The sequence below is a fragment of the Marivivens sp. ABH4_498 genome (genome assembly GCF_056160585.1).
Genome location: NZ_JBSWXL010000006.1, coordinates 138,665 through 163,866 on the forward strand (window position 1 = coordinate 138,665; position 25,202 = coordinate 163,866).

Sequence of the window (25,202 nt, forward strand, 5' to 3'; positions counted from 1 at the left end):
CGCGCAGGCTGTCAGGGTCAAAAGGGTGAGGGTTAGAACGCACAGTCTACGCATCAATCTGTCTCCAAAAATCGGGGTTTTGGCGGTAATCCGCGCCGACCAGCGCTTCGCCTTTTTCCATGCCGCCAAGGATTGTGAGGTAGGGGCCAAGGGCGCTGAGATCAGCATCGATCACCACCGAACCTTGATCGTCACGCACCAGCGCCAGACGGGAGTTGCTGCCTGTTCCGAGCAAAATGCTCAGCTCTTTGTCAGTGAGGCCCAGCATGGTGTAATCGCTGGCCGAGGCGCGGATGTTGGGCAGCAGGAGCTGCGTCGGCACAGCCTCGACAATCGTCTTGCCAGTGCGGGTTTTCTCGAGCTGGCTTGCGTATTGGGTCATCATCACGACGACGGCGTTCTGTTTGCGCGCCGTGACAAGCCAGTTGCTAAGCCGATCTGCGAAGTACGGGTTGTCGAGCGCCTTCCAGGCCTCATCGATGATGATCAGCGTCGGCTGGCGGTCCTCGATCACCCGCTCCACCCGTCGAAACAGATAGGACAGGACCGCCATGCGTTCTTTCTCGCTTTCGCTGTCGAGAATGCCGGTCAGGTCGAACCCAACAACATTACCATCTAGCGAGAAGGTATCCTCAGCGCTTTGACCGAAAATCCAACCGTAGCGGCCATCAGCGGTCCATTCCTGTATACGCTCAAACAGGTCCCCTTCATCTGCCCCCGCCACAAACAGCGAGGCCAGATCCTGCCAGTTGCGCAGGGCGGCATCGCTCGCCCCGGCGTTCTGCCGGACTACTTCCTGAATGCGATTGATTTGAACCGGGCTCAGGGGCTTGTCGGCGCGATGAAGCAGTGTGGCCAGCCAATCCGAAAGCCAGGCTTGCCCGCGCCCGTCGATTTCTGTGCGCAGCGGGTTGAGACCTGTGGCTTCACCCGCTTTGATGGCACTGTAGCGCCCGCCATTGGCCCGCACGGCCATTTCCATACCCGCGCGATAGTCGAAGACAAAGACGCGCGCGTCGCAGCGACGGGCTTGGGTCATGAGGAACGCCGACAAAACCGACTTGCCAGAGCCAGGGCGGCCGAGGATCAATGTGTGCCCGCCCGTCGGTTCTTTGTCCGGCTGACCTGTCTCATGGTAGTTGAACAGGAAGCCCGAACGCTCCGGCGTCGGGAAGAGAGTGATCGGCTTGCCCCAAGGCACTTGGTGGCCAGGTTTGCCCAGTTGACCGCGATGCAGCGCAGCGAGGTCAGCAAAGTTCGTGTTGGTGATTGCGGCCTTTCGGCTGCGCATCTGCCCGTTGCCCGGATGCTGCGCGAAGTAATGGGTCCGCGCAGCGAAACTCTCGTTCACCAGATTTACCCCTTCACTGGCAGCTATATTGCGCACCTCGGCGGCGATTGTTTCCAGTTTCTCCTCGGTCTCGGCGAAGACCGTGACCGTCATGTGATGATCACCAAAGCTGAGGCGCTTGGATTCAAGATCGTCCAGCGCGTCGACCAGTTCTTCAGCAAGAGAAATCGCACCATCATCACTGGCCTTCATCAGACGCTGTTGCCGTTTGATCCGGCTGGCCATGATGTTGCTATTGATAGGCGTAAAGGAGTGCGTGACCACCATGTCGACAGGCAGGTTCAGCTCATCAAACATGGTGCAGCTGGTTTTGGCTGGGTAAGTCTTGATCGCAAAACTGGTGCCAAACCGCTTGCCCGCCGTCCCGTCGTCGAGCGCAAAACCTCGCCCCTGAAACGTGACGCGCGTGTTGGCCACATCCTCAGCAACGATGCCGAAGCGGGATTTTGCGAAGAGCGGTCGTTCCTGGCCAATATTGAGCGCCCCGAGGAACCCGAGTAACTCGCCATTTTCGGCCCCAAGCAAACGTGGGTTCATTTCTGCAAAGGACGACAGCAGAAACCCGACGACCTCCTCGAGCTTGCGCAGCTGCTTGGCTGTCTGGTCTTTCAGCTGTGCGATGGAGTCTGAGCGTTTCACGCGCAGCCGCGCGCCGAGGGGCGGACGTTTCAGCACTGTGAGCGTGAGCGTCTTGTCCCGCAGACCTGCCCGTGCCATCGCCGTTTGCCAGCGGGTATCCAGCGCTTGTGCAAACCCTTCATTTGGCACCAGCGGCAAGGCGGTCTCGATCGCTTTTGAGACCTTGTGGACGTAGAAACTGTACTCTGGCCCGATCTGCGCGATGATCGCTGCGAAAAGCGCGCGGATCTTCTCCAAATGTGCGTCATCGCTGGTCATGCTGTTGACGCCATCAATGCGGATGCACTGGAACAGAGCATTGCCGCGCGTGCGGATCGTCACGTCATTCACGAGGCTGACATAGGGCAGCATGCTGGCCATAGGCCGCTCTTTGCGCGCCCAGTCCGGTAGCGTCGCAAGATCATCCGAGGGGTTATGGAGCATAGCTGTCCCCCGAATGGATCTTGCGGTTCGGGGTCGGTGGCGTTTCTTGCAGGGCGGTGACCATCACCTCAAGAAAGGCCGGATCCCAATCCGCCGCTTTCCACAGCGCGGGATAGGCCAGAGCGGCGATGATGATCACCGGCCAGCTCTGGACCCAGAGAAACAGCAACACAAACCCGAAGAGCCAAACCATGGCATACATGATCGGCAAGCCGATGAGCTTTGGCGGCCGGATCAGACCGAGGAAGAGGCGGGATTGCGTTGCCATGTCAGATTTACGCGCCCCAGATCGCGGTCACGATGGTCGGCGCAGCTGCGATGCCTGCGATCGCGACCAGTACCCAAAGAGCCTGGCGGAAGTCGAGGATGCCAAAGAGCCAGGAGAGGAACACGCCGATCAAAGCCAAGGTGCCGATGACAATGCCTAGGGGGCCGGTGATCGTGTCGACGATGCCTTGCAGCAGGTTCTGGACCGGCGAGAGGTCGATACTCTGCGCGAAGGCGGGATTGGCAATCATTAGACTGGCCAGAGCCAGCGACAGGATTGTGCGGAATTGTATGTGCATCAGGAGGCTCCAGTCAGTCGATCACGCACGGCCATGACGCGGCGCACGTGATTTTGGGTTTCTTGGTAGGGAGGGATGCCGCCATGGCGCGCGACCGCGTCTGGTCCCGCATTATAGGCAGCGAGCGCGAGCTCAGGCGTGCCGAACTGCGCCAACATCATCAAAAGGTAGCGTGCGGATCCATCAAGGTTCGCCCGCCAGTCATTCGGATCAACGCCGAGTTGCGCGGCCGTCGCGGGCATCAACTGACCGAGGCCGATCGCGCCTGCCGAGCTGCGCGCAGTTGGTCGATAGGCGCTTTCGATCTCGATATTGGCTTGGAAGAGGGCCTGCCACTCCGTCACCGACAGACCGGCGCGGCGCAGTGCAGGGTGCCCGCCATAACGATGCGCGGTACTCTCAAGCGCTGCGAGGATTTCGGGGCGGGGAACTGCCCGGGCGGGTGCAGGAGTGGGAGCTTCAGGTTCCGGCGCTGCGAATACGATCAGCTCCGGCGGGTTTGCACCAATCCCGTCGACGTAGCTTTGTGCAAAACCTGATTGGGGGGATTTGGTTTCCAGCTGCCCATCGGCCCGCATGGAAAGCACGAAGCCTTCGGAATAGGCCGGGGCAGCTAGGAATGCTGCGAAGACGGCAAGTGGCTTAGCCCGCGTCGTCCAATTTGTGAGAGGCGATCTTGCCTTCGAACATGGGGATCGAGACGATCGAAACACCAAGCCCGGCGAGGAAGCTGGATAAGCCGTTGATTGTCTTAAACTCTCGGGCCGCCATGTTGTTACGCGCGGTGACGAGCAGGCGACGCGTCTCGCCATCTGGCGAGACGCAATGCACGGTCCAAACTCCGGACCACTGAGCACCTGTGCGCTTAGGCGTAACCCGGCACACAACATCCGCCGAATGACCCTCGGCAAGTAGTGTGCGCAGCCCGTCTTCACTGACAACATTAGGGGCGTCTTGCATCAAATTCATAGGATCGAGCCTTGCAGAATTGTGCATGAGCCCGGCAGTCCCTCATGGACTACCGAACCGATACAATATTATAATCTTGCAATCAATAGGTGCAATTTGAGTTATTGCGCCCTTCATGCGTTGAAACAAATTTACTGCAACGGAGTGGCTGAGCCAAGATAATATGGCGCTTTTGAAACAAACATGGGCGGTTATGGTAGTTCTGAGCTGGGGTTCTGCCGCGATTGCAGGCACTTGCTTGCCGCCTGCACCGCCTTGGATGCCGACCAATGCCGACGACGTGCGGGCCTATGCTAACCTGTTGAGGCGCGATGCGGAGACGTATTTTGACGATGTTGAGCGGTACTTCCGTTGCCTGGATCAGGCGCGACGGGAGGTTTTTGAGCAGGCCCGCGAGGTCAGTGAAGACTATGCGCGCGTTCTGGAATTCCTGGACGACATGAGGAAATGATACCCGTCCTCAAGTAGAGAAAGCTGCCGTTCAACAAAGCTGCCGCGAAGGTCGCCAACGCGGACAAACCGGGCTTTCGCTGCGGCTGCGCCAATGGCTGCTTTCGATGAAACTGATTGCCAGTCGGTGTTATGCAGCGGGTCCTAACCGGAACGTTTCGACCTAGTCTTCACCAACATGGTGTTCAGTCAAGCAGTCGATGAAATCTCTGACTGCACGTCGTGGAACCGTAGTCCGATGCCAGATTGCATAAACCGGTAGATCATTCATCCGAGCGTCGGACAAACAGTGGTTGAGGTCTCCTGTGACAAGCTTGTTCGCCACAAAATGCGTCGGGGGCGAAGATAGTCCTGCCCCTTTGAGGGTAAAATCCACCATTGCCTCGATACTGTTAACACAGAGGTTCCCTGCCTGTTCGATTTGGATATCGGTTCCGTTCTCAGCCATGAACGTTCTTTTGTTTTCCAAACCAGCGAACCTGATCCATGGAATGCCCTTTAGGTCTGCAGGCTTCCTGAATGGCCCATTTGCTGCTTCGAACTCTGGGCTGGCAACCAAAATGCGCGGCATATCCCAAACGTGCTTACAAAGAAGGCTCGAATCCCGAAGCTTTCCAATTCGCAAAGCCACATCAATGCCTTCGGCAACCAAATCTGTTTCTCGATTGTCATAGGTGAGTTCAAGGTCGAGGTCCGGGTTCTTCTTTGAAAATTGAGTAATGCGCTCAGAAATGAAAGAGTGAGATAGCGCGGTTGTAAGAGTGATCCGCAACACACCGGACAATCCGCTTGCGGAGGGCCGGGCACTAGCCAACCCAATTTCGGCTGCATTGAGCATCGTTTCTGCCGAGCTAAAGAGGCACTCCCCATTGGCTGTCAGAGACAATCGACGGGTTGAGCGATAAAGCAGTGGGGCACCAATGGCATCTTCCAGAAGGCGTATGTGGTAGCTCACCGCAGAAGGCGTCATGTTCAAGCGTTCTGCCGCGCCGCGAAACTGACCAGCCCGGACAACTTCGGCAAAAACGGCGATGGATTTAAGATGCTCTATCATTATGAAGTACAGTTTCGCTATATCTTCAAATAAGTCAAATAGACTGTTCTATTTTCCAAAGTTACATACCTCTTAAGGCGGAATTTTTGGGGAAGACGTTTTTATGGAACAAGTTATCGCTATGGCGCTCTTCGCGTTGACAATGTCGATCTCGCCAGGACCCGTGAACCTCATCACGCTCACGACGGGTCTTAATTATGGCGTGCGCAGTGCCATAGGGTTTGTATCGGGAGCAACAATCGGATTTACTTTGTTGCTGTTCTTGATCGGGGTTGGTTTATCGGTGATCGCGGAGCGGTTTGGATGGGTCATCGACACGCTCACCTTTCTCGGCGCATCGTTGATCGTATACTTTGGGTACAAACTACTGACGTCTGACAGCGAACTGGAAAAGCGCGAGCAACCCAAACCAAACTTCTGGCAGGGCGCTGCCCTCCAATGGCTTAACCCTAAAGCATGGGGGGGCTGCATCGCAGCCGTTGGCCTTTTTGAACTCGACCAGAGCCGCTCCACACTCTATTTTTTTGTATGTCTCTATTGCGTCATTTGCTTTTTCGGCATCGGGAGTTGGTCAGTGTTTGGCAGCCAGGTCGAACGCTTTCTCAGCACATCCGAGCGGAGAGCACTGTTCAATCGCGCACTTGGAGCCGTCCTCATACTGTTGGCAGCTTTTCTCCTGTATCAGCAGTTCTTCAGGTGATCTTACGAAGTTGGAAGTGCTATCCAATCTGCGCATAACCGACCGACGGAGAAGACTCAGCCCGGTTGTCTTGTATGGCCATACGAGAAACATACCCTGATGGGCTTCTGGGGTGTCTAACAGGCGTTGTGCGATCTCCGATGGCGACCCCTCATGCGAAACATACAAATAGTTGAACTTAGTTCTGGAAAATCCCGTAAGCTGACGTTGGCGCATGTCGCAGCATCGGTCAAATTGGGCTCTTTCCGGGCGTTAGCTGCGTTTTGCACCAAGGTCCGGTTCAGTGGTAAGCTCTGAGTTGTGTTGCGCTATAGGCTCGCCGTCATTGTGCAACGCAGCCTGCGTCTCGCCGTTGTCCCAGCGATACAGAAGGCCGATTTCTTCACCTGTTTTGATGCATGAAATACGGCCGATGGCTTCGGCCGTTGTGCGAACACTCGTAATTTCGGGCAATATCAGCCCCTCTTGTTTAATAACTCTTGTGGGTCGATTTCGAGAGCAAGTGCGATCCGCTCCAGAACATCGATTGATGCTGAATTTTTGGCGAGTTCGATCTCGCTGATATAGCTGCGATCTACATCCGCAGCCAAAGCTAGCTGTTCTTGGCTCAATCCTCTGGAACTTCTTAGATTCCGGACATTTAACCCTACTCGTTCCCGTAATTTCATGGCCTCTATTCGGCCAGATCACAAGAACCGCTCTACGGAATATATTCCACAAAACGCGCGCGAACATCATAAACACTATGCTCGCATATGGTGTGGAGATTGAGATTGGAGCTAGTGTATCAATAATGCAGTGATGTAGTCAGAAGGCATTTATTGATATGTGGTGCAGACTTATCAGAAATTTGAGCGCCGGAGCTGTCGTGGCTCTTCTTTCAACCGTGGCCCCGCAGGCGGCAAAGGCCTATCAGGTCGATTGCGCCATTCTGCTTTGCCTGGCCGGTGGTTGGCCCGCGTCAGCAGAATGTGCCCACGCCCGAGCAGTGTTTATCCGGCGGATCACGCCCTGGCCGATTGAGCCGCCGTTGCAAATCTGGCGTTGTCCGATGGGTGTTTCTGAGCGTGTGCCTTTGCAAAGCACGGCCCCGAAAATCTGGGAGGCCAGCAACCAATCAGGTCAGCAGCTCGCACAAGTCATTCTGGCTCAGGTAGTCGAAGGTGGAGCCGATATCGACATCAGTGGCTTGGAATTCGATTTTGTGCGCTCGATCCGTGTTTGGGATGTTCGGCACTACAGCCATCGCGAACGCGGCCGCGACGATGATTGTTCTGAGAGTTACAACATGCGCCTCGGGACCTACGGCACGCAGGGCGAATTCGGCTGGCAACGCACGACACCAGCGGCCGCTCCGCAATGGGTTCTGCCGTCGCGGCGCTGTTCGTCGTCAAGCTGGCGTCGCGGGGTCGGTGTCGAATGGGAAGATCACGAAGGCAACCATGGATATGAGTGGGTGGCCTATTAGGGCTATTCGCCTATGTCTTTTATCCGTTCGGCGATATCGCCCGCAATGCGCTCATACAGGGCAGCTTGTTTGTCCCTAGGAGAGCCGGGCTTCGGATTCCTTCGGCGGATGCGCTTGGCGAGCCAGAAGAGCATCCGGGCCGCTGGATCCGACGTCGCATCCGGTTCTGCAGCCGGGTACTTCTCCTCAAGAGCGACGACGATTTCCTGAGACAGGCTGCGCCGGTTCAGTGTTGCATGCGTTTCCAGACGCTTCTTGAGCGCGGCAGGAAGCAAGAGTTTGAATTGGACCAAGGCTTCTTCTTTCATGATTCCATGATGGACAATATTTGTCCTCAATGATATGGACATTTTATGTCCTTCTGTTGAGGTGTAAATATGAAGACAACCCAGTTCAAACTTAACCTTCCAGCGGACGTGAAAGCCTGGCTCGAAGAGGAGGCTGTGCGGAACTTACGCTCACAGGGCGCTCAGGTGGTGTCTTGTTTGCGGGCAGCCATGTCGCGGCAAGAAGCCGTGGGTGAGAGGGCTGAAAAATGAGCCCAAGCCATATCCAGCTGATTCCGACCCCAGAGCTTGCGCTTCTCTTCGGCTACAGTGAGCCGAGCGCGTCCTTCTATGACTTCTGCCGTAGGACGGGTATCGCTCCGGTGCCAGGGCGGCGCGGGTGGTATGACCCGAAACTCATTCGCGCGCGATTGGATGCTGTTCAGGGCATCAGCGCGGCAGAACGCGAGGCCACTTCGCAACCGAGCCTCGTTGCACAGCGGAGAGCGCGCCGTGCCCAGAAGTAATCTTCCCAAGGGCGTCCACCGTGTCCGGCGCAAGGTCGTGTCTGGTGTTCGCTACCATTTCTATGCCTGGCGGGGCGGCCCCAAATTTTGGGAGGCGACGGAACCAAACCCCAAAGAACCCGAATTCTTTCATGCGTTTTCACAGTGCGGTACGCCCGTGAGCCCGGCTGAATATCTGACGACTCACTTGGTCGACGATTTTCTGTCCAGTGCGTCCTTGCCCAAGGCTGAACGTTCAAAGGCTGATATCCGCAAATGGCTGGAACTGTTCCGCGAGGAGTTCGGTGCCGATCCTGTCGCGATGTTCGAAGAACGCGCCTCGCGGGGCGAGGTTAACAATTGGCGCAAGAAGTGGCTTCATTCGCCCAAGCAGCACGATATGGCGGGCACCCATGCGACGCGCGTCCTCAATTGGGCGGTGGAAGAGGGGAAGCTGAAAGAGCATCACTGCCACAAGCTCAAGAAGCTCTACCAATCGAACCGCACAGAAATCATCTGGACGAGCGGCGATATCGCACAGTTCAACAAACATGCACCCAATTGGGTCCAAAGGATCCTGACCGTCGGATGCGAAACCGGCTTGCGAGCAGCTGATCTGGTTCAGGTCAAAATGGACCAATTCGAAGACACGCCGCACGGCAAGCGTCTTCGTTTCAGGACCAGTAAGCGCGGCCAGATCGCATATATCCCTGCCACATCGGTACTTGAGGAATTGATCGCAGAGACCCCGGAAGGCCAAGAGGTGCTGCTGGTGTCAGAGCTTGGCAGGCCTTTGACGGCCCGTTGGGCATCGAACCAGATCACCAAGTGGCGGCGTGAAGCGCAGATCCCGCCGTGGATCGATGGCAGGGAGAAGACCCTGTCTGACACGCGCGGGACGGCGGCGACAAGATTGCTGAATGCCGATCTGTCTTTGCGCCAAATCGCAGTTCTGATGGGGTGGTCGGTTCGCTACGCGGCGCAGGTAATCGAGCATTATGCGCAGGTTAGCCCGGACGAAAGCGATGCGGTTCTGCGCAAGCTCAATCGAGCGAAATCACTGTCTCAAGACACAAAAATGTAAACGCCCCTGTAAACGCAGGGCCTCAAGCACGGCAAGGAGTGATGTAAGTGATTGTTTTTAAATGGAGGCGAGTACCGGAATCGAACCGGTGTACACGGATTTGCAATCCGCTGCGTCACCACTCCGCCAACTCGCCGCCAGTGGTGACGCATCCTCTATACTGCTTTTTCAGGGGGCGCAAGCGGTTGAAAAGTACATTCTTTGGCTTTCCGCCATTGCAGGAAATGGGTAAGTATGGTTAGACGCAAATTGGAACTGAACGAAAGAGTTTAGATCGTGGCAGATTATTCCACCCGCCGGACCATGATGGTCGACACACAAATCCGTCCTTCGGACGTGACCAAATTCCCGATTATCGACGCGATGCTGTCGGTCCCGCGCGAGGCGTATGTGCCAGATGATCAGCGCGAAGCGGCTTATGTAGGTGAAAACCTGCCTTTGTCCGCTGGCCGTGTTGTGCTGGAACCGCGCACTCTGGCGAAAATGCTGGATGCGCTGGACCTGCAAGCAAGCGAAGTCGTTCTGGATATCGCTTGTGGCCTTGGCTATTCGACCGCTGTTTTGGCGCATATGGTCGATTTCGTTGCTGCAGTCGAAGACGACGAAGCCCGCGCCGAAGAAGCGCAATCGATTCTGTCCGAACAGGGCGTCGATAATGCGGCTGTTATCACGGGCCCATTGACCGAAGGCGCTGCAAAGTCTGGCCCTTATGATGTCATCATCTTGCAAGGCGCGGTCGAGGTTCTACCTGATGCGCTGTTAACCCAGTTGAAAGAAGGCGGTCGTATCGCTGCATTGTTCGCCGAAGGCGAATTGGGCACCGTTCGCGTCGGATATAAACTGGATGGCCGTATAAACTGGCGTATGGCGTTTAATGCCAATGCTCCGGTTTTGCCCGGTTTTGAACAAAAGGCGTCCTTCGCCCTGTAAGACAAATTTGTCAGGGGCGGTGGCAGCATGAAAACGAAAGAAAAGGACCTTTCATGTTTCGTAAGTCTATCGTTGCAGCGACTGCTGTAATCGCCCTTGTTACAACGACTTCGGCCGCTTGGGCCGAAACATTGGGCGATGCTTTGGTGTCCGCCTACAACAGCAGCGGCCTTTTAGATCAGAACCGTGCCGTTCTGCGCGCAGCCGACGAAGATGTCGCCAGCGCTGTTGCCGCGCTGCGCCCGACCCTTAGCTATAGCGCATCTGCATCGATCAACGACGCGACCGAAGTTTGGAGCGAAACCTACGCCTTGGTCGCGGGTTTGACGCTGTACGATGGCGGCGCAAACCGCATGGCGGTCGAAGCCGCGAAAGAGGCTGTGCTGGGCACGCGTCAGGAATTGCTAAGCGCAGAACAGGACGTTTTGTTGACTGCGATTCAGGCCTATCTGGACGTCCAAACCGCGCGTGAATTTGTAAACCTGCGTGAAAGCAACGTTCGCGTTCTGACCCAAGAATTGCGCGCGGCCCGCGACCGTTTCGATGTGGGCGAAGTCACGCGCACAGACGTTTCGCTGGCCGAAGCGGAACTGGCATCCGCGCGATCGCTATTGGCGGTCGCCCAAGGCAACTTGATTACAGCGCAAGAGGCCTATCGCGTTGCCGTTGGCCATGCGCCGGGCACTTTGGCGACTGCGCCAAATGCAAATATTGGCATGACTGTCGCCCAAGCGCGCGATTTTGCCGTACGGAATCATCCCGCCATTCGGTCTTTGCAGCATTCGATTGCCGCAGCAGAATTGGCGATCCAAATCGCAGAATCGGCTGCAGGTCCGTCGGTAAGCGCGCAGGCGCAAATGGGGGCAGGGCGGTCCGATTTCAGCGAATTCAGCGTAGCCCGCCAGTTCAGCCTGTCGATGTCGGGTCCGATTTACGCGGGCGGCGCGCAGTCCAGCGCGGTTCGTTCCGCACAGGCAACCCGCGATCGCCTGCGTGCCGCGCTACATGTGGCAACATTGTCGGTCGAACAATCGGTGACCAGCGCGTTTGCCGGCTATCAGGCTGCCGTTGCAGCTAGCGAAGCCTACCGTCAGGGTGTCACGGCGTCGCAATTGGCGTTTGACGGTGTCCGCGAAGAGGCGAACGCCGGATCGCGCACAACGATTGATGTGCTGAACGCCGAACAAACGTTGCTGGATGCGCGTGCGAACCTTGTTGATGCGCGCGCCGCCGTGGTCGAAGCGACCTACGGGATTCTATATGCTGTTGGATTGCTGAACGTGGATCATTTGGACCTGCCTGTCCAAACTTATGACGTAATTGGCCACTATAATATGGTGGAAAGCGCTCCAATTCGCATCTCGCCTCAGGGTCAGGCAATCGAACGTGTGCTCGAGGCCATTCGCTAAGAGTTTAACTATCGTTAACGTGGTGTCGGTTGTGTGGTTGGGGTGCTTTGGGTAAACTCTCATCCCAAAGAGCAGGGAAATGATATGTCCGATCCACAGACGAATGTTGAAATCGAAGACGTTCTGACATCGATCCGCAGGCTAGTGTCTGAGAGCGAATGGACACGCCCTGCGGCCCCGTTGCAGCAGGAAAATAAGGCGTCCGAGCCTGTCGCAGAGGCGACACAAGACGAGCCTGCCGACAAATTTGTCCTGACCCCTGCGTTGCGCGTCGTCGAAGATACGCCTTCCGAATCGACCGAATCTGTGTCGGACGAACCCGATGACAACGCGACCGATCTGGAACGCATGATCGCAGAGCTGGAGGCGGCCGTTCATACCGAACAGCCCAGCTATGAACCCGAAGGCGACGAAATCGAAGATTTGGGCGCAACGCCGCTAAATTTCGCATCGGTTGATATGGCTGATGTGCCTGACGCTGATCTGGTGGAAACGGTTGTTGAACAACAGCTTGCTGCGCCTGTTGCCGAAATGGTGGCCGAGGCGATGGCCGAAGACTTTAGCGCCGATGACGATCATGATGTCGACAGCGATGACCCTGATCTGGGTGAATTGGACGAAAACATCGACGATTATCTAGCAGCGGCGCCGCAGTTCGATGACGCGAAGTTGCGCGAAATGGTTACAGACATCGTGCGATCCGAATTGCAAGGTGCGCTGGGTGAACGGATCACCCGCAACGTCCGCAAATTGGTGCGCCGCGAAATTTATCGCGCCTTGTCGTCAAAGACTTACGAATAAACGACCGTTTGCGATAGCGACGCAATCAAATCGACATCCAGATGGGTTTCGATGTGGTCTGCCAGTGCGTCCAACGCGGTTTCAACGGTGTCGCCATAGGCCGTTTTTGATGTCCCGCCCAAATCCTGCAGAAATGCGGCCCGAAATGCGTCTGACGCAAATAGCCCATGGATATAGCACCCCATGATCCGCCCATCGGATGATGTCGCGCCTTCGGGGGAACCGTCGATCGTCAGCCATGGTCGGTCGGTATCTGGCCCAGTGGTGTCGCCCAAATGGATTTCATAGCCCGATACCGCGCAGCCCGATGCAATATGCTGTGCATTGGTGATTTTAACCCGTTTTTGCGGCTGCATGTGCGTCGTTGTGTGTAAATGCCCCAAACCTTCGATGGTTGATGGTGGGCCTTCTAACCCCAGATCATCGTGGATCATTTGGCCCAGCATTTGATAGCCGCCGCAGATGCCTAAAACGCGGCCGCCGCGTCTGATGTGTGCCTGCAGATCAATATCCCATCCCTGCGAGCGGAAATAGGCGGTGTCGGCCACAGTGGATTTTGTCCCTGGAATCAGCACCAGATCGGCGTCCGCTGGCAAAGGCTGGCCATGTTCGATGATGTCTACGGTGACGTCTGGTTCTGCCGACAGCGGATCCAGGTCATCAAAATTGGCAATCCGCGATAGTTTTGGAACAGCGATTTTAATATGCCCGCCCGGACGACCGTGTAGGTCCAACACGTCTTCGGCTGGTAGGCGCCAAGCATCCATGAACCACGGTAGAATGCCAACCGCAGGCCAACCCGTGTGGTTCGTAATCGCTGTCATCCCGTCCGCAAATAGCGACGTGTCGCCGCGAAATTTATTAATGCCAAAGGCGCGGATATGGGCGCGGTCTGCGGGCGGCAGGACAACGTGGGTCCCGACCAGCTGCGCAATGACGCCGCCGCGGTCGATATCGCCGAACAGAATGACGGGCACGCCCGCTGCTTCGGCAAAGCCCATGTTGGCGATGTCACCGCTGCGCAGGTTTACCTCGGCGGGGGATCCTGCGCCTTCGACGATGATCAGGTCATGGGCGCGGGCCAAACGATGAAAACTATCCAACACCGGCCCGATCAGCGTGGCTTTCTTTTTGCCATAGGCATGCGCCTCTTGGGTGTCGATGCGTTTGCCCTGAACGATCACCTGTGCGCCTGTTTCCGATTCTGGTTTCAGCAACACAGGGTTCATATCGACATGAGGCGGCAACCCGCACGCCAGCGCCTGTAACGCCTGTGCGCGGCCAATTTCGCCCCCCTCGGGCGTGACGGCCGCGTTGTTCGACATGTTCTGCGGTTTAAAGGGCGCAACCGATAGTCCGCGCCGTTTGAATGCGCGGCACAGCCCCGCCACCAATATGGATTTGCCGACGTTTGAACCGGCGCCCTGAATCATAATCGCTTTGGTCATGCCAGATGTGTAGGCGCGCGGCGCAGCGTTGGGTAGCCCCAGAATCAGAAACGCGGCCCGAGCAGAGGACCGCGTTTCCGAAACCAAACGGGCAGGAGGATGCCCGCGTAAATTACAGCGATAGTTTATGCAGCTTCGTCAACTGCGGCAGCGGCGTTGCGACGTTCGGATTCTTCGCGCGACAGCGCGACAGAAGTACGAACACCTTTTGCAACAAATTCCATCAGACCCGATACAACACGTTCGTTCGGATCAATGCCCGCGCAGGACAGAACTTCGCGACCATCGCGCGAACGTGCCCAACGAGCGATCTGTTCAGGACCGTTGCCGTATTTTTTATCGTCAGCAATTGCATCGTCCAATGCAGCCAGAACAACAGCAGCAAACAGTTTGCGTGCACGGTTGCCTTGCTCATTGTTGAATGCGGTGCCATCAACGAAATCAGCCATTTCGTATCCTTTGTTGTTTTTGCTCTTGTGATTACGGCGTGAAGCGCAATATGCCTATTTTGAACCGATTCTGGGCTTCTCATTTGGAATGGCTGCTATGCGCATAATGCATAGCTAAATTGTCACTCTTCGCATATTTAGCTCCGGATTGCCGGTCACAACCATCGATATAGGTGGTGGTGTTATAAAAACAACCAAACTGACACAAAACTGAGACAATAGACCGATGCCAAAAATCAACGGTAACGAAATTAAGCCAGGTAATATCCTTGAACATGACGGCGGTTTGTGGGCTGCGGTCAAGGTTGGCCACGTAAAACCAGGTAAAGGCGGTGCTTTTGCTCAGGTAGAGATGAAAAACCTGCGTGACGGCCGTAAACTGAACGAACGTTTCCGTTCCGACGACAAAGTCGAAAAGGTACGTCTGGAACAAAAAGACCAGCAATTCCTGTACGAAGATGACGGCATGCTGATCTTCATGGACTCGGAAACCTTTGAACAGACCCAGATCGACGCTGAACTGCTGGGCGAACGCCGCCCGTTCCTGCAAGACGGTATGATTGCGACTGTCGAATACTACGAAGAAGAGGCGCTGAACGTATCCCTGCCGCAGAAAGTCACCTGCACCGTCGAAGACACTGAACCTGTCGTCAAAGGCCAGACCGCCGCGAACAGCTATAAACCTGCGGTTCTGGACAACGGCGTGCGTATCACTGTGCCTCCGTTCATCGCGACGGGTGAACAGATCATCGTGAACACCGACACCATGACATATTCGGAACGCGCATAATTCGCTGCGATCCTGAAATTGAAAAGGCGCCCCAGCGGGCGCCTTTTTTATGCTTTGGCGATGATGTCGGTCGCGGCCTGTAATGCGCCATCGCCGTGCGGGATGCCCAACGCTGTCAGGCCCGATTGAACGACCGCCAGAACCCCCAGCGTCATGTGGGCGTTCACGTGGCCCATATGCGCGATGCGGAACCAATCAGATGTGGGCGCACGGCCCAAACCGATTCCCAGCGTCACACCCGCCTGATGTTCGCACCAATGGCGCAGGCGGTCGCCGTCCGCGTTGCCCAGAAAAATCGATGTCACCGAACGCCCGCGCATGTCAGGATCGGCCACGTTCAACCGCATGTCGCCTTTGGTTCCCCACGCGTCAACTGCGGCCCAAACGGCGCGGGCCAGTGTTTCGTGGCGGGCCCAAACGTTTTCCAGACCTTCCTCTTTGATCATGTCCAGCGCGGTGCGCAGCGGGAAAATCAGGTGCGTCGGGGCTGTGCCGTTGAAATGCTGATAGAACAGTTCGGGTTTGACGCGCGGTTTCCAATCCCAATAGGGGGTCGCCAGATCGGCGGCTTCGCGTGCCTGTGCTGCGCGGCTGTTGAACCAGACAAAGGATAGACCGGGCGGTGTCATCAGACCCTTTTGACTGGCCGCAAGTGTCACGTCCACGCCCCAAGCGTCCATTTCAAACCGATCGCAGCCCATGGTCGCAATGCAATCGACCTGCAACAGCGCAGGGTGATTTGCGTCATCAATCGCGCGGCGCAGCGCTGGAATGTCTGTTTTTACGCCCGTGGACGTATCCACATGGACCGCCAGCACCGATTTAATTCTGTGGTCGTTGTCTTGCGATAGGATCTGTTTGACCCGTTCCATATCAACGGTTTTATCTTGGCCGAAATCTTCGACCACGACGTCCAGATGCAGGCCGCGGGCGGCTTCGGACCAGCCGTGGCCAAAACGTCCTGTGGTCAGAACCAGAACGCGGTCTCCGCGCGAATGCGTGTTCGATAGGGCGGCTTCCCATGCGCCATGCCCGTTGGAAATGTAGATAGCCACTTTGCCTTTGGTGCGCGCAATATCGCGTAGATCGGGAATGATGGTTTCGACCGTTTGCGACAATTCGCCTTCGTAAATATTGGCCGAAGGTCGAACCATCGCCTGAATAACGCGATCGGGCAGGGGCGATGGGCCGGGGATGGCCAGATAGGGGCGGCCGTTGGCAAGTGACATTATTGACTACCTATTCAAAATTCTGACCAGACGATAACGCAGGCTTTCGCCGCGTCAATCGGCGATGGGTTTCCATCGGGCGGGTTTGTCGCTATCCGATAGGGACGTGATGACAAAAGGTGCAGCCGTGGCTGATAAAAATACCTCCGCAGCAAAGTTGTTAAAATGGCTTTGGTCGGGATACCTGAAATTCCAATGGTCCGGTCTGGCGGTTGCCATGCTTTTCATGATGATCGAAGGATCGATGCTGGGCCTTTTGTCCATGGTTATCCGTCCCATGTTCGATTCCGTTTTCATCGACGGCCAAAGCGGCGCCATCTGGATGGTCGGGTTCGCTGTGATGGGCATTTTCACCGTGCGCGCAATCAGTTCGGTTGTGCAAAAGGTGATGATCAAACGTGTCAGCGAAAAAACAAACGCGTCGATGCGTATGGATATGCTGCGGCATCTGATGTGGCTGGATACCTCGTTTCACCAATATCACCCGCCTGGTCATTTGATTGAACGGGTGCAGGGCGATGTAAACGCCATCGGACAGGTGTGGACGGGCATTGTAACCAGCCTGTCGCGTGACCTGATTTCTGTGATCTGGCTGTTTGGCGTTGCGATTTCGATCGATCTAAAGTGGACCGCTGTGGCTTTGGTCGGAATTCCCGTGCTGGTTTTGCCATCTTTGATGGTTCAGGGATATGTGCGCCGCAAATCCAAGGCGGCGCGCGAAATTGCGGGGCGCATGTCGACCCAGCTGGACGAAGTGTTCCACGGCATCAACCCGATCAAATTGAATACGTTGGAAACCTATCAATCGGACCGTTACGCCGCTTTGGCCGACACCCGCGTCAAGGCCGAGGTGAAGGCCGCATTGGGCATGTCGTCGATCCCTGCGTTGATCGATATTATGACGGGTATCGGATTTACGTTCGTTCTGTTTTTCGGCGGAACCGAAATTATCGCTGGCGAAAAAACGGTTGGCGAATTCATGGGGTTCTTTACGGCCATGGCGCTGGCATTTGAACCGCTGCGCAAATTGGGCGCGGTATCGGGACAGGTCCAGAATGCCGCAGCCAGCGTGGAACGGGTGCAAAAAATCCTACAGACGCAACCGACGTTGGTGTCGCCTGCTTTGCCGAAACCTTTGCCGACGACGGCGCCCGATATTACCTTGGAAAATGTGGAACTGTCCTATGGTGACCTGCCGGTTCTGCGCGGCACCAGTTTCGTCGCCGAAGCGGGCAAAACAACGGCTTTGGTCGGGGCCTCTGGTGCGGGTAAATCCACTATTTTCAACATATTGACGCGTTTGGTTGAACCGCAATCAGGCCGTGTTCTGGTTGGTGGTGTCGCCACAAACGAAGCCGATTTGGCAGACCTGCGGTCCCTATTTTCAGTGGTAAGCCAAGACGCGGCGCTGTTCGATGAAACCATCCGTGAAAACATTGTACTAGGCCGCGATGTTGACCCAGACCATCTGGATCAAGTGTTGAAAGCCGCGCATGTCACTGATTTCTTGCCGCGTTTGCCTGATGGTTTGAACAGCCCTGCGGGTCCACGCGGAATGAACTTGTCAGGTGGCCAACGTCAGCGCGTGGCCATTGCGCGGGCATTACTGCGGAATACGCCCGCCCTGTTGTTGGACGAAGCGACCTCTGCCTTGGATACCAAAAGCGAAAAGATCGTTCAGGATGCGCTGGAAACCTTGTCCAAGGGGCGCACCACTTTGGTGATCGCGCACCGTCTGTCGACCGTACGAAGCGCGGATAAAATTGTCGTCATGGACAAAGGCCGCGTGATGGATCAGGGCACCCATGATGAATTGTTAGACAGGGGCGGGATTTATGCGGATTTGTACCGCCTACAGTTCCAGTCCGAAGATTAAGACCTATATCGGCTGTAGCAGCCAAAAGGATATGACATGACTGATCGCCAAATTTTGGAAATTACAGGAAATGACCGCGTCAAATTCCTGCAAGGTTTGGTCACCAACGATGTGAACAAAGCGGCGGGCGGGATCGTCTATGCAGCTTTGTTGACGCCTCAGGGCAAATATCTGGCCGATTTTTTCATTATCGGTGAACCTGATCGCATTTTGATCGACGTTGATGCGTCGCTTGCTGCGGGTCTGGCGCAGCGGTTGTCGATGTATAAATTGCGTGCTGACGTCGCGATCAATCCCACCCAGATGTCGGTATCTTGCGGCGTTGGCGATATGCCTGAAGGGGCCTATGTGGACCCGCGCAGCGCCGATCTAGGCTGGCGGCTATATGGGGCTGATATGCCGTCTGACGTTGATTTCGACGCGCTGCGGGTTGCGCATTCTGTCCCTGCGACTGGCATTGAATTGGGCCCGGACAGCTACATCCTGGAAATGGGGTTCGAACGTCTGAACGGCGTTGATTTCAAAAAAGGCTGCTACGTCGGCCAAGAGGTCACCGCCCGTATGAAACACAAAACCGAACTGAAAAAGGGTTTGGTTCAGGTCGCAGTGGTCGGCAACGTATCGCCCGGTACACCCATCATGGCGGGCGAAAAAGAGGCTGGTACGATTCACACCGTATCAGGCGACCGCGCGTTGGCCTATCTGCGATTTGACCGTGCGGACGGCGAAATGACCGCGGGCGATGCGGTGATCACGCGTGTCTAAAGCCGCAGCAAATCGCGCGGCATCGTAATGACCAACCCGATTGCGGCCAGTTTCAGAACGCAAGGCAACAGCGCATAGGCCGCCGCCAAAGTGGTAAGGGCCGCTTCGCTATTTTCCTGTCCTGCGGCAAACCCCGCCCAGCCAAGCGCGGGCAGCACGATCAGTGCGGCAACGGCTAGGGATGCTTTGGTTGCAAATGACCACAGCCCGAACGCCGCGCCGCCCGCGATATTATTGCGCGCCAAAAGCGCCGTGAACAACGTCGGCAGCAGAACCAGATCCGCGCCAATGACAAACCCAGATGCCGTGCAGATGACGGCGAAACCCAGTGCTGCGCCTTTGGTCAGGAAAAACGCACCGACGAAGGCGGGTATCGATAACAGCTGCGCGGTTAACAGGACCGGTTTTGCGCCATAGGTGGCGGCAAGGCGGCTCCAGATCGGGATGGCGATGCCGGATGCGATGAAAAACAGGATCAAATAGGGGCCAGCAAGGTCCGGCAGAAACAGCCGATCTTCGACAAAAAACAGGAACAGCGTCGAACTGATGGCCACCGGCAGGCTGTTGATCAGGGCCAGCGCGATCAACCACGCAGCCCCGCTGTTGCGCAGGGCGGTCAGGTCAATCGGCCTATCTGGCGGGGCAGGGCGCGACCACAGAGGCGCGGCAGAAAGGGCCGCAACGATGGCCACAGCCGCGATGGCCCAGCCAAAGGCGCGGTAATCGCCCAGCACGGTCGGCGCTGCCGCCGCGACGATGACCCCTACCAGCAGCCCCGTTTCGCGAAAAATGGCCAGTCGCAATTGCCTGCCTTCGCCGATGGCGCGGCTTTGGCCGTACATCAGAATTGTGCCCAGCGAATAGCCTGTGAAAACGACCATCAGTGATATCAATAGCCACAGAGTGATCGGAATGGGCGCAGAGACCGAAAACACCATGGCAAAACCTGCGCCCAGCATGATCATAGCGACCCAGCCGAACGGCCCGCGCCGCTGTGGATAGCGGTCGATCAGGCGGCCCAGCAACGGGTCCTGGATGACGTCAAACAGGCGGATGCCCATCAACAGCGCGCCCAAGGTGCCCAAAGGCACGCCAAGGTCCGCCGCCGCATAGCGGGGCAGGTGGATGTAGATCGGGATGCCTGCGGCAGCAAGGGCCAGCGCGAAAACGCCAACCCGCCAGAAACTGGGTTGGGTCATGTTAGATCTACGTAGCGCAAAGGCCCGCAGATCAAAGAAAAGGGCGCCAATTGGCGCCCCGTTCCGTTATCCGATTTCAGCCAGTCGGGCCAATGCGGCCTTTAGCTGGGCGTCTTCTTCCTCGCGAAGGGCAAGGTTTGCCTTGGATTCTTCGATCACTTCGTCTGGGGCGCTTTCGACGAATTTAGGGTTGTTCAAACGTCCCTTTAGACCGCCGATTTCTTTGGCCAGTTTGCCGATGGCTTTTTCGATGCGGGCTTTTTCTTTGTCGACGTCGATGATGTCCGCCAGTGGCAGGGCAAAGGTCGCGCGTGTTGTGGTGATCGTGATCGATCCCTTTGGCGCCTCGTCTGCTTCGGTGATGTCACCAACGCGGGCCAGACGTTTGATCAAGGTTTCGTTGTTTGCCAGCGCCGATTTTGCACTTGCATCAGCGTCTTGCATGACAACAGGGACGTACAGACCAACAGGAACGTTCATCTGCGCGCGGGCCGAACGGATGCCTTCGATCATCGAAATCGCCCAGTTCATTTCCTGATCTGCGGACGCGTCAACCAGTTCCGCCGCCGTGTAGGTCGGCCAATCGGTCAGCGCCAGCATGTCTGCACGGTCGCCCAGCGTGTCCCACAGTTCTTCGGTGATGAACGGCATGATCGGGTGCAACAGGATCAAACACTGATCGATGACCCAGCCCATGACCTTTTGGGTCTCGGCCTTTACATCGTCTGCGCCGTCCATCAGCAGTGGTTTCGAAAATTCGACGTACCAGTCACAAACCTTGCCCCAAACGAACCCGTACAGCGCCGATGCCGCGTCGTTGAAACGATAGGCAGCGATGGCTGCGTCTACCTCTTCGCGGACGCGGGCGGTTTCGCCGATGATCCATTTGTTCACCGTTGCGGTTGCCGCTGGGATGCCATCATGACCGTGCACCGCGCCGTTCATTTCGGCAAAGCGGGACGCGTTCCACAGTTTGGTGGTAAAGTTGCGGTAGCCTTTGATGCGGTCTTCGGACAGTTTCAGAACGCCGCCGATAGCTGCCATGGACGCATTGGTGAAACGCAGGGCGTCTGCACCGTATTCGTCGATGATCACCAGCGGGTCGATCACGTTGCCGGTGGTTTTCGACATTTTCTTGCCCTTTTCGTCGCGGACAAGCTGGTGCAGGTAAACCGTGTGGAACGGAATTTCGTCCACAACAGCCAGCTGCATCATGATCATACGCGCAACCCAGAAGAACAGGATGTCAAAGCCGGTGACCAAAACGTCCGTCGGGAAATATTTCTGCATTTCCGCGGTGTCTTCGGGCCAGCCCAGCGTGCCAATCGGCCATAGGCCCGAACTGAACCACGTATCCAGAACGTCAGGGTCGCGTTTCAGTGTTTTGCCGCCCGATTGTGCGACGGCTTCGGCTTCGGTTGGGGCGCAATAGGCGTTGCCTTCTTCGTCGTACCAAACAGGGATCTGGTGACCCCACCACAGCTGACGAGAAATACACCAAGGTTCGATGTTTTCCAGCCAGTGGTAATATGTCTTTTCGCCCGATTCAGGCATGATTTTGATGTCGCCGTTGCGGACGGCATCCAATGCTGGGCCCACGATTTTCGACGTTTCAACAAACCATTGGTCGGTCAGCATCGGTTCGATGACAACTTTGGAGCGGTCGCCGAACGGCTGCATGATTTTCTTGGCTTCGACCAGCGGTACGTCGGTGACCTCTGGGGCCTCTTCGCCCTTTTTCAACTTTGGCTGAGGACCAAGGCGCGGGTCGTCCGATTTGGTCATCACGGCCAGACCTTCGGCGGTGATGGCGTCGATAACTTTCTGGCGGGCGTCGAACCGGTCTAGGCCGCGATATTCGTCAGGCACCAGATTGATCGCGTCGATTTCCTGAACGGTAAATTCTTTGCCCTGCGCGTATTCGGCGGCCTTTGCGGCCTCTTCGGCGTAGGGGGCACCGTCGGCACGCATCGCGCCGCGGGTGTCCATCAGGCGGTATTGCGGGATGTTGCCGCGTTTTGCGACTTCGTGGTCGTTGAAATCGTGCGCGCCAGTGATTTTCACCGCGCCCGAACCGAACGCCATGTCTGGGTATTCGTCGGTGATGATCGGGATCAGGCGGCGCTGTTCTTTTGGACCCACAGGGATTTCGCACAGTTTGCCAACGATCGGCGCATAGCGTTCGTCGTCATGGTGCACAGCAACCGCACCGTCACCCAGCATGGTTTCAGGGCGGGTGGTCGCGATGGAAATGTAATCACGCTCTTCGCTGAAAATAACATTCCCGTCTTCGTCTTTTTCGACGTAAGTATAGGTTTCGCCGCCAGCCAATGGGTATTTGAAATGCCACATATGGCCGTCGGTTTCGATGTTTTCGACTTCTAGGTCCGAAATCGCGGTTTCGAAATGCGGGTCCCAGTTCACCAGACGTTTGCCGCGGTAAATCAGGCCTTTGTTGTACATTTCAACAAAGACTTTGATCACTGCATCGTGGAAATTGCCTTCGTTCCCTGCAGGCGCGTTCGGCGCGCCCGACATGGTGAACGCGTTGCGCGACCAGTCACAGGACGATCCCAGACGTTTCAGCTGGTTGATGATGGTCGAGCCGTATTCGCCTTTCCATTCCCAGACTTTTTCCAGAAACGCATCACGGCCCAGATCGCGGCGACCTGGTTGGCCGGTTGCCGCCAGCATTTTTTCAACCTGCAACTGGGTTGCGATACCTGCGTGGTCTTGGCCCGGTTGCCACAGGGTGTCGAACCCGCGCATGCGGTGCCAGCGGATCAGGATGTCCTGAATGGTGTTGTTGAATGCGTGACCCACGTGTAGCGCGCCCGTCACGTTGGGCGGAGGGATCATAATGGTGAAACTGTCAGCGCCTTCTTTGGCATTTGCACCGGCCTTGAACGCGCCAGCGGATTCCCATTTTTCGTAAATGCGGGCCTCGGCTTCGGCCGCATTGAACGTCTTTTCCATCGCCATTTTTCTGATCCCTTGTGGTCTTGGGCCTTGGATTATCCAATCAGCGCCCAAAGTGAAAGGGGCAAGGCGTCACGTCGGGCGGTCAATCTTGGTAGATAGGTGAATTAATGTCTCCATCGACTGGACGCCGTCGATTTCGGCGATGCGATCCAGCGTTTGATCCAGTTCCAGCGTGGTTTCGGTGCGCAATTCGCAACACAAGTCAAACCTCCCGCTGGTGGTGTGGGCCATTTCCACCTGCCGCAGTTTTTTCAACTGGCTGACAATGGCGCCTTGGGCGGATGGGCGGATGTCCAGCAACACGGTCGCGCGGATCAAACCGCGCTGCGCCGTTTCAGAAAGCCGTAGGGTATACCCCGCGATGACGCCCGCGCGTTCCAATCGATCAATGCGGGCCTGAACGGTGGTGCGGGCCAGCCCCAATATGACCGCCAGTTTCGCAACGGGCAGGCGGGCATTTCGGGATAATTCGGCGATCAACGCGCGATCTGTATCATCAATTTCTGTCATAATGACGATGATGACGTCAGATTGCATGAATTGCGAGTCATTTTGCGCAATTTGACACGATGAAATGACGTGTTGGCGCTCCATACTAAACCCGCAAAACAGGAGAGGCACATGTTACAACAAGCGATTAAAGCTGCGACGATCAAAGAAATACTATCGGGCCGCGACGATGGAGCGCCCATTCATTTCTTTTCTCCCACCGCTTTGGTCGACCGGTTGAACGAATTTCTTCGCGGTTTTCCGGGGGATGTGACGTTTGCTGTCAAATCCAACCCAACAGACGAAGTTCTGCAGACCCTTTGCCAAAATGGCATCAACGGGTTTGATGTGGCGTCGCCCGATGAAATCGAACAAATTCGCCGTATCTGCCCGAATGCGCCGATGAATTATAATAACCCCGTGCGCAGCAAATCCGAAATTGCCGCGGGCATTGCTGGTGGCGTGACATCTTGGTCCGTTGATACGGTCGCTGAATATCAGAAATTGATCCAATACGGCGTAGCTGCCGACGCGGAAATTGCCGTACGGATTAAATTGCCGGTCGCGGGTGCCCTGTATAATTTTGGTGCCAAATTCGGTGCAGACGAAGAAACAGCCATCGAAATTCTAAAAATGGTCGACGCCCACGGTCACCAGCCCGCAATGACGTTTCACGTTGGAACGCAATGTACGGATCCCAATGCTTATGTTGCCTATATCCACGCCTGCGCGCGGATTGCACGGCTGGCCGGTGTAACGCTATCTCGCCTGAACGTTGGCGGCGGTTTTCCGTCGGGCCGCGATGGTCAGCATCGCCCGCTAGAGCCGTTTTTTGCAGCCATTCGCGGCGCAATGTCGGTGTTTGATAAACGTCCTGTGTTGCTGTGCGAACCAGGACGCGGGTTGGTTGGCGATGCATTTTCCTACGCTGTGCAGGTCAAATCTTTGCGTGGAAACGCGGTGTTTTTGACCGATGGCATCTACGGAGGCCTGTCGGAAATGGTGATGTTTGATGCGCCTGCCTGCGCTGTTCTGAGCGCAGATGGCCGCTATAAAACCGGGCCCCGCGCGCCGCGCCGCGCTTTTGGTCCGACCTGCGATAGCGTCGATTTGCTGAAATCGGATTTGTGGTTGCCAGATGATGTTGCCGAAGGCGATTGGATTATTTTTCGATCAATGGGGGCCTATGTGACGGGGGTGACAACCCGTTTTAATGGCTATGGCGCTTTTCAAACACAGGTTGTTCGCGATATTGATGCGCCATACAGGACGGCCGGACAGATTTAGCAACTGGATTATGTGAGTGGCATGATCTTCGCATTGGATTGTTTGGCGTACAGCACAACGTCACAGGCGGAA

At 56.2% G+C, this 25,202-nt stretch carries 26 protein-coding genes and 1 tRNA gene; 11 read left to right on the top strand and 16 right to left on the bottom strand.

What is annotated here, in order from left to right; translation table 11 throughout:
• Nucleotides 1–46 precede the first annotated feature (46 nt).
• The 5 genes from ACXAGA_RS13230 to ACXAGA_RS13250 all read right to left on the bottom strand — a co-directional run bounded on the left by ACXAGA_RS13230 (nt 47) and on the right by ACXAGA_RS13250 (nt 3,948).
• Entirely contained in the window at nt 47–2,413 is a 2,367-nt protein-coding gene (locus ACXAGA_RS13230) for a VirB4 family type IV secretion/conjugal transfer ATPase (protein ID WP_475117952.1), read from the bottom strand.
• Nucleotides 2,403–2,681 carry a VirB3 family type IV secretion system protein gene (locus ACXAGA_RS13235; protein ID WP_106473616.1) on the bottom strand — a complete coding sequence of 93 codons (279 nt, stop codon included), beginning with the start codon at nt 2,679–2,681 and terminating at the stop codon, nt 2,403–2,405. The genes ACXAGA_RS13230 and ACXAGA_RS13235 overlap by 11 nt, the downstream gene beginning before the upstream one ends.
• Nucleotides 2,682–2,688: 7 nt before the next feature.
• Nucleotides 2,689–2,979, bottom strand: a complete 291-nt coding sequence (locus ACXAGA_RS13240) for a TrbC/VirB2 family type IV secretion system protein (RefSeq protein WP_025060020.1) — start codon at nt 2,977–2,979, stop codon at nt 2,689–2,691.
• Nucleotides 2,979–3,557, bottom strand: coding sequence for a lytic transglycosylase domain-containing protein (locus ACXAGA_RS13245; RefSeq protein ID WP_475117953.1), 579 nt, complete (start codon nt 3,555–3,557; stop codon nt 2,979–2,981). Before ACXAGA_RS13245 ends, ACXAGA_RS13240 begins: the two co-directional genes overlap by 1 nt.
• Before the next feature lie 64 nt (nt 3,558–3,621).
• Nucleotides 3,622–3,948 (bottom strand): hypothetical protein, encoded by a 327-nt coding sequence (locus ACXAGA_RS13250; RefSeq protein WP_058243064.1) that lies wholly within the window; start codon nt 3,946–3,948, stop codon nt 3,622–3,624.
• A gap of 163 nt (nt 3,949–4,111) precedes the next feature.
• Here ACXAGA_RS13250 and ACXAGA_RS13255 point away from each other — a divergent pair, with 163 nt between their 5' ends.
• Complete coding sequence (locus tag ACXAGA_RS13255; protein ID WP_475117954.1) at nt 4,112–4,399, top strand: hypothetical protein; 288 nt, start codon at nt 4,112–4,114, stop codon at nt 4,397–4,399.
• 162 nt (nt 4,400–4,561) lie between these two features.
• On the opposite strand, the gene ACXAGA_RS13260 is transcribed toward ACXAGA_RS13255, so the two are convergent.
• Nucleotides 4,562–5,452, bottom strand: coding sequence for a LysR family transcriptional regulator (locus ACXAGA_RS13260; RefSeq protein ID WP_475117955.1), 891 nt, complete (start codon nt 5,450–5,452; stop codon nt 4,562–4,564).
• A gap of 103 nt (nt 5,453–5,555) precedes the next feature.
• Between ACXAGA_RS13260 and ACXAGA_RS13265 the strand changes: the two genes are divergently transcribed.
• Nucleotides 5,556–6,152 carry a LysE family translocator gene (locus ACXAGA_RS13265; RefSeq protein WP_475117956.1) on the top strand — a complete coding sequence of 199 codons (597 nt, stop codon included), beginning with the start codon at nt 5,556–5,558 and terminating at the stop codon, nt 6,150–6,152.
• A gap of 252 nt (nt 6,153–6,404) precedes the next feature.
• On the opposite strand, the gene ACXAGA_RS13270 is transcribed toward ACXAGA_RS13265, so the two are convergent.
• A complete protein-coding gene (locus ACXAGA_RS13270) occupies nt 6,405–6,605 on the bottom strand; it encodes a hypothetical protein (RefSeq protein WP_475117957.1) in 201 nt (66 codons plus the stop codon).
• Nucleotides 6,606–6,607: 2 nt separating this feature from the next.
• Nucleotides 6,608–6,820: a helix-turn-helix domain-containing protein gene (locus ACXAGA_RS13275; protein ID WP_170349196.1), complete on the bottom strand. Its 213-nt coding sequence runs from the start codon at nt 6,818–6,820 to the stop codon at nt 6,608–6,610.
• A 158-nt stretch (nt 6,821–6,978) separates the two neighbouring features.
• On the opposite strand from ACXAGA_RS13275, the gene ACXAGA_RS13280 reads away from it, so the two are divergent.
• Entirely contained in the window at nt 6,979–7,620 is a 642-nt protein-coding gene (locus ACXAGA_RS13280; RefSeq protein WP_460274731.1) for a hypothetical protein, read from the top strand.
• A gap of 2 nt (nt 7,621–7,622) precedes the next feature.
• Here ACXAGA_RS13280 and ACXAGA_RS13285 read toward each other — a convergent pair whose 3' ends face one another.
• Nucleotides 7,623–7,970 (bottom strand): hypothetical protein, encoded by a 348-nt coding sequence (locus ACXAGA_RS13285; protein ID WP_475117958.1) that lies wholly within the window; start codon nt 7,968–7,970, stop codon nt 7,623–7,625.
• Nucleotides 7,971–8,450: 480 nt separating this feature from the next.
• On the opposite strand from ACXAGA_RS13285, the gene ACXAGA_RS13290 reads away from it, so the two are divergent.
• Nucleotides 8,451–9,476, top strand: coding sequence for a tyrosine-type recombinase/integrase (locus tag ACXAGA_RS13290; RefSeq protein WP_475117959.1), 1,026 nt, complete (start codon nt 8,451–8,453; stop codon nt 9,474–9,476).
• A gap of 62 nt (nt 9,477–9,538) precedes the next feature.
• Here ACXAGA_RS13290 and ACXAGA_RS13295 read toward each other — a convergent pair.
• A tRNA-Cys gene (locus ACXAGA_RS13295) sits at nt 9,539–9,612 on the bottom strand.
• 140 nt (nt 9,613–9,752) lie between these two features.
• Here ACXAGA_RS13295 and ACXAGA_RS13300 point away from each other — a divergent pair.
• The 3 genes from ACXAGA_RS13300 to ACXAGA_RS13310 all read left to right on the top strand — a co-directional run bounded on the left by ACXAGA_RS13300 (nt 9,753) and on the right by ACXAGA_RS13310 (nt 12,616).
• The gene (locus ACXAGA_RS13300) at nt 9,753–10,406 is read left to right on the top strand and encodes a protein-L-isoaspartate O-methyltransferase family protein (RefSeq protein ID WP_475117960.1); all 654 of its coding nucleotides are present in this window, start codon (nt 9,753–9,755) and stop codon (nt 10,404–10,406) included.
• 53 nt (nt 10,407–10,459) lie between these two features.
• A complete protein-coding gene (locus ACXAGA_RS13305; protein WP_475117961.1) occupies nt 10,460–11,815 on the top strand; it encodes a TolC family outer membrane protein in 1,356 nt (451 codons plus the stop codon).
• Nucleotides 11,816–11,899: 84 nt separating this feature from the next.
• Nucleotides 11,900–12,616, top strand: a complete 717-nt coding sequence (locus tag ACXAGA_RS13310) for a hypothetical protein (protein ID WP_475117962.1) — start codon at nt 11,900–11,902, stop codon at nt 12,614–12,616.
• On the opposite strand, the gene ACXAGA_RS13315 is transcribed toward ACXAGA_RS13310, so the two are convergent.
• Nucleotides 12,607–14,064 (bottom strand): cobyric acid synthase, encoded by a 1,458-nt coding sequence (locus ACXAGA_RS13315; protein ID WP_475117963.1) that lies wholly within the window; start codon nt 14,062–14,064, stop codon nt 12,607–12,609. The two genes, ACXAGA_RS13310 and ACXAGA_RS13315, sit on opposite strands and share 10 nt — an antisense overlap.
• 125 nt (nt 14,065–14,189) lie before the next feature.
• Entirely contained in the window at nt 14,190–14,513 is a 324-nt protein-coding gene (locus ACXAGA_RS13320) for a DUF6280 family protein (protein WP_086450191.1), read from the bottom strand.
• A gap of 226 nt (nt 14,514–14,739) precedes the next feature.
• Between ACXAGA_RS13320 and efp the strand changes: the two genes are divergently transcribed.
• The gene (efp, locus tag ACXAGA_RS13325; protein WP_475117964.1) at nt 14,740–15,303 is read left to right on the top strand and encodes an elongation factor P; all 564 of its coding nucleotides are present in this window, start codon (nt 14,740–14,742) and stop codon (nt 15,301–15,303) included.
• A gap of 47 nt (nt 15,304–15,350) precedes the next feature.
• On the opposite strand, the gene ACXAGA_RS13330 is transcribed toward efp, so the two are convergent.
• A complete protein-coding gene (locus tag ACXAGA_RS13330; RefSeq protein WP_475117965.1) occupies nt 15,351–16,532 on the bottom strand; it encodes a pyridoxal-phosphate-dependent aminotransferase family protein in 1,182 nt (393 codons plus the stop codon).
• A 109-nt stretch (nt 16,533–16,641) separates the two neighbouring features.
• On the opposite strand from ACXAGA_RS13330, the gene ACXAGA_RS13335 reads away from it, so the two are divergent.
• On the top strand, nt 16,642–18,408 hold the full coding sequence (locus ACXAGA_RS13335; protein WP_475117966.1) for an ABC transporter ATP-binding protein: 1,767 nt from the start codon (nt 16,642–16,644) through the stop codon (nt 18,406–18,408).
• A gap of 36 nt (nt 18,409–18,444) precedes the next feature.
• Entirely contained in the window at nt 18,445–19,173 is a 729-nt protein-coding gene (gene ygfZ / locus ACXAGA_RS13340) for a CAF17-like 4Fe-4S cluster assembly/insertion protein YgfZ (protein WP_475117967.1), read from the top strand.
• Here the strand turns inward: ygfZ and ACXAGA_RS13345 are convergent.
• From ACXAGA_RS13345 to ACXAGA_RS13355, 3 genes are all read right to left on the bottom strand, one after another.
• Complete coding sequence (locus tag ACXAGA_RS13345; RefSeq protein WP_475117968.1) at nt 19,170–20,372, bottom strand: MFS transporter; 1,203 nt, start codon at nt 20,370–20,372, stop codon at nt 19,170–19,172. The genes ygfZ and ACXAGA_RS13345 overlap by 4 nt on opposite strands.
• Before the next feature lie 66 nt (nt 20,373–20,438).
• Nucleotides 20,439–23,354 carry a valine--tRNA ligase gene (locus ACXAGA_RS13350; RefSeq protein ID WP_475117969.1) on the bottom strand — a complete coding sequence of 972 codons (2,916 nt, stop codon included), beginning with the start codon at nt 23,352–23,354 and terminating at the stop codon, nt 20,439–20,441.
• A 69-nt stretch (nt 23,355–23,423) separates the two neighbouring features.
• Nucleotides 23,424–23,891: an Lrp/AsnC family transcriptional regulator gene (locus ACXAGA_RS13355; protein ID WP_475117970.1), complete on the bottom strand. Its 468-nt coding sequence runs from the start codon at nt 23,889–23,891 to the stop codon at nt 23,424–23,426.
• An 84-nt stretch (nt 23,892–23,975) separates the two neighbouring features.
• Between ACXAGA_RS13355 and ACXAGA_RS13360 the strand changes: the two genes are divergently transcribed.
• Entirely contained in the window at nt 23,976–25,130 is a 1,155-nt protein-coding gene (locus ACXAGA_RS13360; RefSeq protein WP_475117971.1) for a type III PLP-dependent enzyme domain-containing protein, read from the top strand.
• Nucleotides 25,131–25,202 lie beyond the last annotated feature (72 nt).